Annotated in this window: 10 protein-coding genes; 3 read left to right on the top strand and 7 right to left on the bottom strand. The window is 57.4% G+C overall.

Features of this window, described 5'->3' with window-relative positions; translation table 11 throughout:
• Positions 1-116: 116 nt before the first annotated feature.
• The 5 genes from RSSM_RS09090 to RSSM_RS09065 all read right to left on the bottom strand — a co-directional run bounded on the left by RSSM_RS09090 (position 117) and on the right by RSSM_RS09065 (position 6,783).
• On the bottom strand, positions 117-938 hold the full coding sequence (locus RSSM_RS09090; protein ID WP_008677017.1) for a class I SAM-dependent methyltransferase: 822 nt from the start codon (positions 936-938) through the stop codon (positions 117-119).
• On the bottom strand, positions 935-2,806 hold the full coding sequence (locus RSSM_RS09085) for an ATP-binding cassette domain-containing protein (RefSeq protein ID WP_008677016.1): 1,872 nt from the start codon (positions 2,804-2,806) through the stop codon (positions 935-937). Before RSSM_RS09085 ends, RSSM_RS09090 begins: the two co-directional genes overlap by 4 nt.
• On the bottom strand, positions 2,803-3,816 hold the full coding sequence (locus RSSM_RS09080) for an ABC transporter ATP-binding protein (RefSeq protein ID WP_008677013.1): 1,014 nt from the start codon (positions 3,814-3,816) through the stop codon (positions 2,803-2,805). The genes RSSM_RS09085 and RSSM_RS09080 overlap by 4 nt, the downstream gene beginning before the upstream one ends.
• 148 nt (positions 3,817-3,964) lie before the next feature.
• Positions 3,965-5,401: a peptidylprolyl isomerase gene (locus RSSM_RS09075; protein ID WP_236621028.1), complete on the bottom strand. Its 1,437-nt coding sequence runs from the start codon at positions 5,399-5,401 to the stop codon at positions 3,965-3,967.
• A gap of 341 nt (positions 5,402-5,742) precedes the next feature.
• Positions 5,743-6,783: an aldo/keto reductase gene (locus RSSM_RS09065; RefSeq protein WP_008677008.1), complete on the bottom strand. Its 1,041-nt coding sequence runs from the start codon at positions 6,781-6,783 to the stop codon at positions 5,743-5,745.
• A 381-nt stretch (positions 6,784-7,164) separates the two neighbouring features.
• Between RSSM_RS09065 and RSSM_RS09060 the strand changes: the two genes are divergently transcribed.
• Complete coding sequence (locus tag RSSM_RS09060) at positions 7,165-8,424, top strand: 3-dehydroquinate synthase (protein ID WP_008677006.1); 1,260 nt, start codon at positions 7,165-7,167, stop codon at positions 8,422-8,424.
• 118 nt (positions 8,425-8,542) lie between these two features.
• Positions 8,543-9,460 carry a cobalamin-binding protein gene (locus RSSM_RS09055; protein WP_044301967.1) on the top strand — a complete coding sequence of 306 codons (918 nt, stop codon included), beginning with the start codon at positions 8,543-8,545 and terminating at the stop codon, positions 9,458-9,460.
• Between the two features lie 174 nt (positions 9,461-9,634).
• Here RSSM_RS09055 and RSSM_RS31595 read toward each other — a convergent pair whose 3' ends face one another.
• Together RSSM_RS31595 and RSSM_RS09050 are read right to left on the bottom strand one after the other, a co-directional pair.
• Entirely contained in the window at positions 9,635-10,312 is a 678-nt protein-coding gene (locus tag RSSM_RS31595) for a DUF885 family protein (RefSeq protein WP_008677000.1), read from the bottom strand.
• Positions 10,287-13,778, bottom strand: coding sequence for a prolyl oligopeptidase family serine peptidase (locus RSSM_RS09050; protein ID WP_160168118.1), 3,492 nt, complete (start codon positions 13,776-13,778; stop codon positions 10,287-10,289). The genes RSSM_RS31595 and RSSM_RS09050 overlap by 26 nt, the downstream gene beginning before the upstream one ends.
• A 500-nt stretch (positions 13,779-14,278) precedes the next feature.
• On the opposite strand from RSSM_RS09050, the gene RSSM_RS09045 reads away from it, so the two are divergent.
• Positions 14,279-14,830, top strand: a 552-nt coding sequence (locus RSSM_RS09045) for an AIM24 family protein (RefSeq protein ID WP_008676995.1), incomplete at its 3' end; no start/stop codon positions are given.

Raw genomic sequence — 14,830 nt, 5'->3', positions numbered from 1 at the left:
GGAAGTGGGGGACACCGAGCGACGAATATAAACGATCCCCGGTGGTTTTGCCTAACGCGTGCATGTCACCCCCTAGAGCGGGTGAGGCAGGCGGATTCGCGATGCATCGCGGGTCATTAGCGTTTTCGCAGGATGAAGACGGCGTCGGTGAGGTCTTCGTCGATCACGCGGTCGATGTCGACGTCACAGTCGAAATCATGGATCCCGGCGACTTCGAAAACATCCTCGACGCTCGCGAGCAGCGACTTGGCTTGCGAAGGCGTGTAGAGTCGCAACGGGAACTCGCTGCGGAACCGTTCGACCTTGCCGCTCGGTTTGGTCGCTTTGATGGAAACCCGTAACGTTTCCAAACGGGTTCGCCGTTGAAAGTCGACAACCCGCAGCGTAACGCTGACGTCGGTTCCCGCGTGCGATGCCTTCCACCGTTCGGTGCAATCGGGATCGGCGTCGAGCGGGATGCAGTGGAACCCAAGAATGTACACGCCGCCTTTGCGTAGCGACGCGGCGACACTGCGCAGGTGCCGCTCGGCCGATTCGGCATCGGTCAAATGACGGAAAGTGTTGAACGTGCACATCGCCGCGTCGACGCGAGGCCGACACTGGTGCGTGGTCATGTCGCCGAGCACCAATTCGCCGGGCAGTTTTCGCCGCGACAATCGTTTGCGCAGGTAAGCCAGCATGGCTGAGTTATTGTCCAACGCGACCAAGTCGTATCCTCTCGCCGCCATGGCTGCGACCAACCGACCGCTGCCGCAGCCCGGTTCGTAAAGACGCGTTACCTTCCGTTTGACGTACCGTTCGAACACGTCTTCGAAGAACGCGACTTCGTTGGGCGTTTCGTCACGAAACACCATGTCGAAATACTGAGGGTGGTCGTACCACGAATTCGATTCGCTATCAGACGACTGAGGCTGCGAAGAGCGATCGGTTTTCGTCATACCGATCCCCGCGCCTCGAGTTCTTCCCACCGCGCGTACGCGGTTTCGAGTTCAGACTCCGCATCGCGAAGAACTTTCGAGGTCGCCGCGATGGCTTCGCCTCCGGATTGATAGAAATCCGGATCCGCCATCTCGGCGTGCAGTTTTTCGATTTTGGCTTCGAGTTTTTCGATCTTGCCGGGCAGTTGTTTGAGTTCTCGTTGTTCGTTGTAACTCAGCCGATCGGGTTTGTTGGTATCGGTGTTTTCACGCGATGCTTTGGCGGATTGGTTTTTGCTTTTGTTACTGCGTGGATTCGATTCGTCTTTCGCAGCGGCGTGGACTCGGTTCGCCCGAGCGGCCTCCCATTCGTCATAGCCGCCGTTGTATTCATTGACCGTGCCGGGGGCTTCGTCATGTTCGAAAACGATGGTGCTGGTCACGACGTTGTTTAGGAACGTTCGGTCGTGGCTGACCATCAACAACGTGCCGTCAAAGTTCACGAGTTGTTCCTCGAGCATTTCGAGCGTTTCGGCATCGAGGTCATTGGTCGGTTCGTCGAGCACGATGACGTTGGCGGGCTGCGTCATCAATTTGGCCAACAAGGCACGGTTGCGTTCGCCACCGGAGAGGAATTTGACGGGCGTGCGAGCACGATCGGGCGTGAACAGGTAGTCCTGCAGGTAGCCGACGATGTGTTTCGTTTTATCGCCGACGGCCACCTTGTCGCTGCCGCCGCCAACGTTTTCGGTCACCGTCAATTCGGGATCGAGTGTGTCGCGGAGCTGGTCGAAATAGGCAACCTTCAAGTTCGTGCCGAGTTTGATCGAGCCTTCGGTCGGTTCGAGACCGCCGAGAATGAGTTTCAGCAGCGTTGTTTTTCCGGCACCGTTCGGGCCGATGATGCCGATCTTGTCACCCCGCATGACGAGCGTGCTGAAGTCGTTCACGATCGGGTGATCGTCGTAGGCGAACGAAACGTTTTCGAGTTTGGCGACTAACGCACCGCCACGAGCGGCCGTTTGCAAATTCAGTTTGGCCGTCGCCTCGGTGTTGCGACGTTCGCCGCGTTCGACCCGCATAGCCTTGAGCGCACGGACGCGACCTTCGTTGCGAGTCCGCCGCGCTTTGATGCCCTGCCGGATCCATGCCTCTTCTTCGGCGAGACGTTTGTCGAAGAGAGCGTTCTGTTTCTCTTCGGCCTCGAGTGCGGCGGCTTTGCGTTTGAGGAACGTCGGGTAGTCGCACGTCCAATCGAACAAGCGACCTCGATCGATCTCCCAAATTCGATCCGCGAGCGACTGCAAGAACGACCGGTCGTGCGTGATGAACATCAGCGTGCCCTGCCAACTCTTGAGAAAATTCTCGAGCCAGAGGATCGACGGGATGTCGAGGTGGTTGGTCGGTTCGTCCAACAGCAGCAGATCGGGTTTAGCGGCGATCGTTCGAGCGAGCAGCACGCGGCGTTTCATTCCGCTCGATAGGGAAGCGAACGCGACGTCTCCACGCAGGTCCATCCGCGAGAGCGTTTCTTCGGTGAGTTGTTCGATTTCCCAACTCTCCCGGGTCGCGTGATCGGCCGGCCCGAGCGATCCGGCGAGCCCCGGGATGGCGTCAGCTTTGGCCATGATCAGATCGTGAACGTTGCAGTCGATGTCGCTGGGAACGTCCTGCGTCAAACGAGCCACGCGGAGTTGGTTGCCCGCGTCGGGGACGACACTACCGTGATCCGGCGTGATGTCTCCGGCGAGGATCTTCAGCAGGGTCGTTTTGCCGGCGCCGTTGCGTCCGAGTAGCCCGATGCGGTCGCCCTGCGAGATGCGAACGGTGACGTCATCGAGCAGTTGCGGACCGCGAAACCCGATCGAAATATTGTCCAGTGTGATCATGAAGTGGCTGAAGAGGTGGTGGATTCGTCGTTCTGCATGGACTCGCGGAACAGTTCCGCGATCACGTCCTCGAGCGGCGGGTCTTCGACGACGATGTCTTCGATCGCGTGATCGCGAAGCGTCTCGGCTAGCAATCGGGGCACGTCGCCGCGCGGCACCCGGTATTGGATCTTGGGCCAGTTCTCGTTGACGATCGATCCGAGCGTCTTGGGAAGACTGAGTGATTCCGAGGCCGCGAACTGCAACGTGACCAGCTTGTCGCCGCTGAACTTGTCAACGATGCCCGATAGCGATCCGTCGTACTGAACCGTTCCGCGAGCAACGACAACGACGCGCCGGCAAAGTGCCGCGACGTCTTTCATGTAGTGGCTCGTTAGGAGAATCGTGATTTGGCGTTTCTCCTGATAGTACCGCAGGAACTTTTGAATGTTGTGCTGCGCGATCACGTCGAGCCCGATTGTCGGTTCGTCGAGGAACAGGACCTCGGGGCTGTGCAGTAGCGCCGCGATCAGTTCCATCTTCATCCGCTCGCCGAGCGATAGTTCACGCACCGGTTGATCGAGCAATCGGGTCACGTCGAGCAAGTCGGAGAGTTCATCGAGCCGCCCGGTGAACTCTTTCGGATCAACGCCATAAATATGTTGATGCAGGCGATAGGATTCTCGCGCCGGTAGGTCCCACCACAATTGGTTCTTCTGCCCCATCACCAACGCGAACCGGCGACGGTATTCGTTCTGCCGCAACCACGGGACGTACCCCATCACCGTGGCGGTGCCGCTGGTCGGTTGGATCACGCCGGAGAGCAGTTTGAGGGTGGTCGTTTTTCCGGCACCGTTGGGCCCGAGAAACGCAACGAACTCGCCTTGCTCGACGCTCAGGTTAATCCCCTCGACGGCTTTCACCTCGCGGTATTCGCGATTGAACAGCCCCCGAATGCTGCCGCCGAGTCCCTCACGCTTCTGATAGACGCGGTAATGCTTGGTCAGATCTTTGACTTCGATGATCGGCATCGGTTCCAGCCCGTCGTGAGAAAACGGGGCATTGTAGCGCGAGGACCCGCTTGTTCGCAGTGGGGGTCAGCGAGAAGCGAAAATTGTCTCGGAATCATCCACGAAAACAACCGTTGATCCGCCAAGCGATTGCGGCACCGACACCGGATTACTGCGGCGGAGTTTGCGTTCTTTTCTTGAGCAATCCCGCCTTCACGGCTTTTTCGATCTCCGCCTTCATGTCGACGTAGACCGGTTCGGGCAACTCCGGTCCGCGGCGAACGATCTCTGCCGAGATGATCGCGTCGGGCGGCAATTGGATTTGGTTTTTCTCTTTCTTCTCCGTGGGATCGACTCGCCGCAATCGAGACGCGACGCCCATGCCTTCGATCACGCGGCCGATGACGGTTTGTTTTCCTTTGAGCGATGGAATCGGCAGATAGAGAATCGCGAACTGGGAACTGCCCGAGTTCTCAACGAATTTTCCGTCGCCGAGTGGCATCTTCGCGATCGCGACCGATCCGCGGAGGCCCGGTCGAGCTCCTTCTCGGTTTTGTTCGTCAACGAGAAAATCCCCCGAGTTGCCGCGGCCATCGCCGCTGGAATCACCCGACAAGGCCAAGATGTTCTGCGAGACGACAGAGAAGTCCAGGCCGTCATAGAATCCGTTCTCGACCAATTTCAAGAAGTGAGCGACGGACGATGGAGCCGCATCGGGGAACAGTTCGATCAGGAAGTTGCCTTTGGTGGTTTCGAACTCGACCTGCGGCAGAGTCTCGGGATCCGTCTTGGCGATTGCTTCCTGTTCCTCTTTGTATTGTTTCTCGAGTTCTTCGAGTTGGTATTTCAGTTTCAAGTCGGCTTCTTCGAGATCTTCTTCCGCCAACGATTCATAAACACGTTTGGCGACATCGAATTTTCCGGTCGTGACCGCCGACCGTCCGAGTCCCAGGTAGAGAAAACGGAAATTCTGCCCGATATCCAACAGACGGGCCGCGCCTTCATAAGTCCGCTCGTCGTAGATGTCGTTTTCCACGTGGTGCTGCACCATGGTGACGACGTAGCTGACCGCCTCGACGCTAGGCAGGTAACGCATCAGGTCCAAGGCCGCGTCGAACTGTTCGTCCATCACGTCCCAAACCTTATTGCGTTGCTTGCGAAACGCGATAATGGCCGACGGCGTTTGGTCGTATCCGTTGCGATAGTAAAGCTGTGTTCGTCGCAGTTCCAACATCTCGTCAGCGAGTTGTTGGTCGAGCTTCTTAAATCGGTCCCACGCGGCTTTGGCCTCGGGCTGGACTTCCTCGGGGAGGTCCTTCAACACGACCTTGAGTTGTTCGGGATCATCTCGCATTTGATCCGGTGAGGGGGCTTCGCCATTGTCGTGGTCATGTGCGTGATCGTGTCCGGCATGCTCATCCGCGGCCGGCATTTTGGACGTCGACGGTTGGGAGCCGCCAAAGCTGAACTCCGGCGTGGTGGCGGAGGAGTCGTCGCCGCCGGATGGTTGGAACAGTACCGGCCCTCCCTCGGTCGCAGCTTCCGTGGCTTCGTTCGTGTCAGTTCCGCCGTCCTGAGCCGAAACGATTCCGGGTCCGGCAAGCACAACCGGCAACGCAAACGCCAGCACGAGAGTCAAATGGGCCGAGTAGGAGATCCGCCCACCCGTTCGACCGCGCGTAATCGGGCGACCGGAACGTTCTGAACGGGCCGAATTGCGTGAACGGAAAAGATCAACAGCGGGCATCACGACGGTCCATCAACACGAATGAAAAAAGAGGATCGGCCCGCTGGTACGCACCCACCTGGCAAATTGTTTGCCAAAAACAGCGTCGGCATCCGGGCCGAGGATTCGTTGCCGGATGCGGTGATGCCGCCGTGTGGAATACTGTCCGAGCCGAGCGGGATTTTACCCCACACGGAAGGTTTGCCCGCAATCGATGCGGATTAACTCAACCGACGAAGCCCGTCTTCGGTCATCGGATAAGGAATCTCGACTTCGATCGCGTCGATCCGTTCGAGCGTCTCGGCGTCGAGGATCAGGTCGTCGGCTTCGAGGCATTCCTTCAACTGCGCGACCGTGGTTGCTCCGATGATCGTCGAGGCGACGAAATCATGTTGCTTGCTCCAGGCGACCGAGAGGGCGGTTACGGAAACGCCGATGGACTCGGCGATTTTCATCAAACGGCGAGTTGTTTCGATCGTGCGTTCGTTGACGAAACGTTCCGCCATCCGCTTTTGTCGCTCGCCGCCGGAGGTGAGGTAATCGGTGAACCGAGCCCCCGGTGGTGGCCCGTCGTTGTATTTACCGGTCAGAACACCGCCCCCGAGAGGCGAGTAGGGCAGCAGGCTGACATTCTCCCGGCGACACACCTGAGCCAGTTCGTTTTCGCAACGACGGTTGATCAAGCTGAAATTGTTTTGCACGGTTTGGTAGCGTTCGACGTCATGCAAATCCGCCGCCCACAAACTCTTCATCAAACCCCAACACGTTTCGTTGCTGCATCCGATCACGCGGACTTTGCCGGTGCGTTTGAGATGGGTCAACGCGTCGAGGACCTCTTCATACGGCATGCCGTGATCGGGCCAATGAATTTGGTAGAGATCGATGTAGTCGGTTTTCAATCGACGCAGCGAATCATCACACGAGCGAAGGATTTGGTGACGGTCGATGGTCGTTCGTCCGTGGCGAACCGGTGGGGCAAACCAACCGTGACCGGGGCCGGTGATCTTTGTCGCGACGGTGATCGCGTCGCGAGGCTGTTTGGCCAACCACGAGCCAAAAATTTCTTCCGTGACGCCAACGGTCTCCTTCTGTGGCGGGACGGGGTAGATTTCCGCGGCGTCGAAAAAGTTAATCCCGGCGTCCAACGCGACATCGCAAATTTCGTGAGAAAGGGCTTCGTCGCAGGAACCGCCGAACGTCATCGTTCCCATGCAAATGTCCGATACCGTCAGCCCGCTACCGCCTAATCGTCGTTGTTGCATCGTTTTGTGTTCCCTGGGAACGAGTTGAAATGCGGTTACAATACTTCGATGCAGGTTTGTAACGTCCTGACGCTGGGCATCAATCCCCGGTTGCGTTTAGCCACGCGGACTGAACGAAAACGCACCGCGAGTTTGCTCGAAAGCCGGAATTTGCAGCGACCCATCACGCCCGGGCGTCAGGATTGCTTTGACACAGCGATCCCCCATTCGTTGCCAACGCGATCGTTCCTTTCATCCTGCCCCCGCCTCCATCCCACCCACCTATCGCCTTTTCGTGATCCCATTCGGCATGCCTGTCATTATTGACGTCAAACATCGAGACTCGTCCCCACGCAAAGATCAGACGCAGGGAAGCAAATTCGAGTCAACCAACCACGAGGCATGTTGCGAATCCGTGGAGGCGACGCTGTGACGAACGAGGCTGCAACAAACGAGGCTGCAACGAAAGAAGCCGTGACGAACATTGATGTCCCCTTTGTGGTCTCCTTCACGCACCGGCTTCGACAAACGGTGGATGTCAGCGGTGCGGACTTTGCTGTCCTGACCGATTTGCTCGAGACTGACGCGAAACAACCGGCCAAGGTTTTGCTGTGGGTGGATTCGCATCTCGACGACGCCGGTCGTGAAGCAAGCAGTGGCCGAGCAAGTACGGCTGATGCAGAGAACTTTGCGGCTCGGTTGCACGCGCGGATGGCGGATTGCGACCGAATCGATCTCGCGGCACCGATGCACCGGATTCCCGGCGGAGAGGTCTGTAAGAATTCGGATGCTCTGCTCCGGCAACTGTTGCAACTCATCAATGAACACGACATGGACCGCCGCAGCTATATCGTCGTCGCGGGAGGCGGAGCGGTTTTGGATGTGGCGGGGTACGCCGCGGCGATCGCGCACCGCGGCATTCGGCTGATTCGGTTACCGTCCACGACGCTCGCGCAGGCCGATTCGGGTGTGGGGGTGAAGAACGCGGTCAACCAATTTGGCAAAAAGAACTGGATCGGTACCTTTGCGGTTCCGTGGGCGGTGATCAACGACACCGCGATCTTGCAAAGCCTTCCCGATCGTGACTTCCGATCTGGGTTGACCGAGGCGATCAAGGTTGCGTTGTTGAAAGATCCTGAGTTGTTCCGGTTCATTCGTGATCATGCTGACGCGATCCAGCGACGTGATGAAGCGATCTGTACCGAGGTGATTGCCCGTTCGTGTCGTTTGCACCTCGATCACATCACGCTCGGAGGTGACCCGTTCGAGTCGCTCGAGGCGCGGCCGTTGGATTTTGGACATTGGTCGGCGCACCGTCTCGAACCGATGACCCGCTACGAACTGCGGCACGGCGAAGCGGTCGGGATCGGGGTGGCGTTGGACACGTTGTATTCGGCCCGGAAGTTTGGACTGCCTCATGAAACCGCGCTCGAGGTGTGCCACACGATTGCATCGATCGGCGCCCCGATTTGGTGCTCGGCGATTGATGACGGTGACGCGGTGCTGAAAGGGCTCGAGGAGTTTCGACAGCATCTCGGCGGCCGGTTAACGGTCACGATGCTGCGCGACATCGGCGAGAGTATCAACGTGCACGAAATTGACATCGACGTGATGAAGTCGTGCATCGACAAATTGAGAGAACTCAGCGCGGTCACTCATTGACGTCGCGTATTGACATTGATCGGTCGGTTAAGTCTTTGTGCCCGTAAATTCGAGTTGGCTTTCGGCTCGATCCGATATCGGCACACCACCGTAACCTTGCTCCTGCTCGAAAACGCTCATGCGAATTGTTTCTCTTCTGCCAAGTGCTACCGAAATCATTTGCGGGTTGGGACTGCGTGACCAATTGGTCGGCGTGACCCACGAATGTGACTACCCGGCCGACGTCGTTGAACTGCCGAAGGTGACCAAGACGCTGATTCCGGTTGATGCAACGAGCCGCGAGATTGACGGTCTGGTTCGGGAGCGAATGAAAACCAAGGCCGCGCTCTATTCGCTCGATATGGACGTGCTGACGCGACTGAATCCTGACCTGATCGTCACGCAGGCGTTGTGCGATGTGTGCGCGGTCGCGGAAGACGAGGTTCGCGATGCGGCATGTTCGCTGCCTCATTCACCGCGGGTGATCAATCTCGAACCGAGCTGTCTCGATGACGTGATGGACTGCATCATGCGTGTCGGCGATGCCGCCGATGCGAGACAAACCGCGGTGGACTATGTCGGTCAATTGAAAGAGCGAGTGCGTCGTGTTGCCGACCGGTCTATGGGAATCACCGATCGGCCCTCCGTGATGATGCTCGAATGGATCGACCCTCCGTTCAGTGCCGGGCACTGGAGTCCTGAGTTGGTCGAGATCGCGGGCGGACGCGAGGCGATTGGTCAGGCGGGAGAACGATCAGTCACCACACCGTGGCAACAGGTAGTCGATGCCGATCCCGATGTGGTGGTGATCGCGTGTTGCGGATACGACGTTGAACGCACGCTGCAAGATGTTCCCATTTTACGTGATTATCCAGGTTGGGATTCGCTCTCGTGTGTGCGTTCGGATCGCGTTTCGATCGTCGACGGTTCCGCCTACTTCAGCCGACCGGGGCCACGTTTGATCGATAGTCTCGAAATTCTGGCCCACGCCCTGCACCCGGAGTTTCATCCGTTGCCCGATGGTTTGCCGGCGGCGGTTCGCGTTGCGTGTCGCTAGTGTTCTGGGGCGGTTTCGTGTTAGTGCGTCGTGATTTCAACGTCGCGAAACTCGCCAAGAGTTTCGGGAGGGTTCGTGAATCACCGAAAGCCTTGGCGGTTTTCGCTACGGCCTTATCCCTTGGTTTTGGCTGTGGCAGTTCACTGGAGATTGAACGTTTGCTTTTGCAGAGCACTACTGCGAAAACTGCGATTCGTCGAATCGCCAGAGTGGTGGATTGTCTTGTTGGATCGTTTGGTCCAAGACGATCGCTTCGAGCAGCGAGATCGGCAGGCTGCTTTGTTGCATGACTTCGTCGTGAAACGTTTTGGCCGGTTTGCCGGTCGCCACGTAGCGATCTTTCAACGTGAGTAACTGCATTGCGCCGACCATGTAGGCGGCTTGGTAGAGCGGCGGGTAGCTCGGTCCGACGCTGCGACGCACTTCCGCTTCGGCGTTGATCCGATCGAAGCCTACGTTGTCGACGAGGAAATCAACGCACTGATCCGGCGACATTTGGCCGAGATGAAAACGCAGCGAAAAGATGATGCGAGCGTATCGGTGGGCCCGCCATACGAGAAAGCCGAGACGTTCCTCCGGCGATTGAGGAAACCCGTCCTCGTAGAGAAGGAATTCCCAGTAAACGGCCCATCCCTCGAGCCAGAACGGCGTCATGAATTGGGACCGGTGAGATTGATATCGCGACGACTGAAATGCCTGCAAATGGTGGCCGGGAATCAATTCATGATGCACGGTCGCTTTGGCGAATGTAACGTTGTTGCCCCGTAGGCTTTGCCGCTGTTGTTCGGCGGTCATCTGCCGTGTCGGGAACGAGACGCTGATGACTTCACCGCCCGTGAAAAAAGGGTTCACCAATTGTCGTGCAGGGCTCATCATTTCCATCCGCCAACTCTTTTCGGCGAACGGTTCGACGGTCAACATGTCCTTCTGACGCAGCCAGGCTATCGAATCGTTCGCCGTCTTTCGAATCAGGTTTGGTTGCTGGCCGACGGGGACGTGCATGGTTTTTGATCTTCTCGACCGCCGCCTGCCAGTCATCTCCGAAACCCATCTCCTGCGACGCTCGCACCATTTCGGCACGGCAGTTGGCGTAACCCATCTCAGCTAACGCGATGAGTTCTTCGGGCGTGTGATCGATCAATTCGCGGCGCAACTCGAGCAGCAATCGATCGCGCCCGACGACGGTTCCCTGAATCCCTGAACCGTCAGACGACTTGGCGATCACCTTCGGCGCGTCGGCCAGATCGAGCACGGCCAACCGGTAGCGGATGTCTTCACGAAGCCGGTGATAGTCGACTTGATCGTGTTTCGGCCACGAATCGAAAGGCCGATTCGCGGTGAGCAACTCCAACGCGTTTTGCCATCCGCGGAGTCGTTCGGATCGCTGATGTTTTTTGACGGATCGGATGTCGGCGCGATACTGACGCATGATGCCCGGCATGATCGCACCTTGCGACTTCTCGAATGGAGATAGATCCGGATAGTTGGGGCCGAACATCGCGGTTTGTTCGTTGGGCGATTGCGAGATCGACGGGCTCGCGGGCTGCTCGGGGAAAGTGGGCCGCCATTGCTTTAACTTTTCTTCGACCTTCGTTGCCGTGTCGTTCGCCCACCAATCGAACTGGGGATCGTAGTCGGCGTAGAATCGTCTCCACGATCCAAACACACCTCCCAGCTCCGATGCGACTGTCGAATCGAGTTCGCGAACAATGTTCTTTGACGGGGCGGTAGTCAAGCTTTCGTTATCGATGGCTGCTTCGAGTTGACGCAGCAGTGTTTCGAGTTCGGTGGCGAGTTCGGCGTACTGCACCGGCGTGCCTCGGCGATCCGGTTCGCATCGTTCGATGATGGTTTGGACAAACGGTGCGTTCGAAAGCCAACGCTGGTAAGACACCTTGTTGCGGGCGAGTTGCACGCGATCACTTTCGATTTGTTCTCGCAGTTCGAGTGCCTCGGCTTCGTCGAGCGTCGACACGGCGTCTTCCCATTTGGACAGAAAGAGCTCTGTTTGGCGAAGGCGATTCGGATCGATGGACAACGGCAGTTGACGACGCAGCAGATCGCGGTCGACCCGGTAAAGTTTCAGTGCGTCGGCAGCGATGGTGCTCGGCGTGAGATCTGTGGGATCGATTGGCGAAGCGGAGACGCGAGATTGTGACGGCGGAGAGTTCGGTTTGAGTTTCTCGACAAAGAATTCACGAGTGCGTTGTTTTCCGTACGCGCCTCCGTCGCTGTGTCCCATTCCAGGGATCATGAGAAAATCGAAGCGTTTGTTTTCTTTGATCAACGCGTCGACCAAACGTAACGTGGACTCCGGAGGAACGTTGCTGTCGAGTTCGCCGACGAGCAGCAGCAGGTCGCCTTGTAGGTTTCCGGCGTTGTCGATGTTGCTCGATTCGGCATAGTGTGGGCCCACAGGATAGCCCATCCATTGCTCGTTCCAGGAGGCTTTGTCCATTCGGTTGTCGTGACATCCGCACGACGCGACGGCGGCGCGATAGAAGTCGCCGTGGAACAACAACGCCCCACAGGCGTTTTGCCCGCCCGCGGATGTGCCAAAGATTCCGACACGGGAAAGGTCCATCGCGGGATGTTCTTTGGCGGCCGTTTTCATCCATGCGATGCGATCCGGGAAGCCCGCGTCCTTGAGGTTGTGCCAACACACGTCATGAAAGGCTTTGGATCGGTTCGCGGTACCCATGCCGTCGATGCGAACCACGATGAAACCCAACGAAGTCAGATCGCCGAACCATTTCCCGGCCCGATATCGTTTCGGAACATGGGAGTCATGAGGGCCGGCATAGATCGCTTCGATGACCGGATACTGCGCGGCCCGATCGGCATCGTAGTCTTCGGGGAAACAGATGATGCCCCAAATATCGGTCTCACCGTCGCGTCCTTTTGCGGCAAAGCGGGTCGGCAAACTGGGCGGAGCCTCATCGCCGATCCGTTTGGCTTCGGCGAGCGTTGCAACCAGCGAACCATCCTTGGTACGTCGCAGTTCGTGCACCGGTGGCGAATCAACTCGGCTGTGGTTCACGATGACGTATCGTCGATCCTCTGAAAATTCGAATTCGTGATCGCCGTCACCATCGGTCAACGAAATGACTTCTCCGTCATCAATCCCAACGCGAATCAGGTGGCGGTGGTAGGGATCTTGGTCGTCGTAGTATTCACCGACAACGAGATCCGCGTAACGCTCCGATTCGTCGATGTGGATGATCTCGCGAACGAGATAGTCACCTTGCGTGATCGGACGCATCGTGTCGGTTGATTGCACTTTGTCGCTCGATAGATCGACCAAATACAGATGGCGGTAGCCACTCTTTTCGCTCGCGTAGATCACTTCGTCTTCGTTGTCGAGGTAAGTGACCAGCGGCACTTTCCCCGCGTGAGCAGTCCAGATAAACGTGTCGGTGGACTCATCGATCGGAGTTCGTACCTTTGCAGTCGACGGATTGATTGAAAACAGTCGAAAACGTTGATGTCCGCGATCGACTTTTTCGACCAGCATCTCATGTCCGCGTCTCCATCGAATACGTGGTCGACGGAAGTCGATCGTTGGCATTTCGAGGTTGACGGTTTTCGCGTCGGCAACGTTCCATACGACGAGGTCGTATCGGTCCATTTCGTCGCCCGGCAAAGCGTACGGGCGCTCGATGAGTTTTGCGCGTCCGCCTTCGGCCGGCGACGATTCGATCGTGAAGACCGGTTCCGTGTTGGCGCGGGTTATCTTCCACGCGGCCAAGAACTTGCCGTCGGGTGACATTGAAGGGGACACCAACATGACGTCGGGATCGAGAGGCTCGGAAAGCTTTAAGAGTTGATCACGGACGTTATCGGGGACCGAGCGACGTTGGCCGCGTCGACGCGATCGATTGGCCGGTCGAGGAAAGGTTTGTTCGATCGTGGCAGATTGTTTCGAACGACTGACCACGATGTTGCCAAAGTAAGTTCCGTCATCGCCGACCGCTTCCCAGGCGTGCCCAACGTAGGTGTGCTGCACGTGCGATTTGCCAGGTTCTAACTTTGCGTACGGCACTCGTTTGCCGCTGGAATCGATCCAATAGGTTTGCACGGTTTTCTTGGACGCGTTCACAAAGGTGACTTCTGCGTCATCATCCGCCGCACCGGAACCTGGTGCTTTGCCGCCGCGGAATCCACTCGTTTGGTTCGAGGTTGCGCCGGAAGACTCGTCGGTTGCGACCGTCAGCGAACCGCTGTCAGCGTCAACGTTGACGATTTCAGTTTCGCCCGAGGGAGTTGTCCGTTCGAACCAAAAATGGTCTTCGTCGATCCAGTGCGGGGTCAAACGCATGTTGATCGTTCGCGTCTGATCCGCCCTCGCGTTCGAGGGGACGGTCAAATTGCCGAGGCAGGCAACCGTGAAGCAGAAGAGGAGGCACCGGCCGATTGAAAAGAAGGACGCTGGAAATGGCATTGGCAAGCGATTGGATAGAGCAAAGCGGGAGGGAAAGCTGGTGGGGACGAAGCGTTGTTTGATTATGGCTGGCGAATCTGCGGAATTGCAAAACCTGATCGGGCAAATCGGCTGAAATTCAACATGCGACCGATGAATTGGTCAAAACCATCGCGGATTTTTTTGCGGACGGGCGATCGAGTGTTCTCACTCGAAATCGCCGACGTCAAAATTCGTGGCGTCCGATGGGGTGTCATGCGGTGACGTTCAGCCTGATAGACTGGCGGCCTGTTTATTAGCAGGCGGTTTGTTCGAGGCCAGTTTTGGTTAACTGGCCGGCGGACATGCTGTCTGATTCGTTGCCCAATTTTCATTTGACCGAGTAGGCGCAGTTCATCATGGCCGACAATCGTTTTTCACTCGAAGCGTTCCTGGAAGAGACACGTGACCGCGACCTCGGTCAGGGTTTGTTTGAGCTCGAGTCGGATCGCATGCTCGATATCAATCTCAACGGCGAGGTTTGGACGAAACTCGGAGCGATGGTCGCATACACGGGCAACGTGCGTTTCGAGCGAGAAGGGATCCTGTCTCGCGGTGTGGGAAATTTGCTGAAGAAAGCCGTCTCGGGCGAAGGGGCTTCGTTGACGAAAGTGAGCGGTCGTGGTTCCGTCTTTTGTGCCGATTCGGGAAAGAAGATCACGATTCTCAATTTGGAGAACCAAGCGATCTGTGTGAACGGCAATGACTTGCTCGCGTTCGAAACGTCGTTGAGCTACAACATCAAAATGATGAAACGCATGACCGCGATGTTAGCCGGCGGTTTGTTCAACGTGCGGCTCGAAGGCAGCGGGATGGCGGCGATCACGAGTCATTACGACCCCGTGACGTTGATCGTGACTCCGGATCAACCGGTGGTTACCGATCCCAACGCGACCGTGTTGTGGTCGGGC

The organism is Aporhodopirellula sallentina SM41 (assembly GCF_000346505.1).
Classification (GTDB): Bacteria; Planctomycetota; Planctomycetia; order Pirellulales; family Pirellulaceae; genus Rhodopirellula; species Rhodopirellula sallentina.
This window is presented reverse-complemented; position numbering and strand designations above follow the sequence as displayed.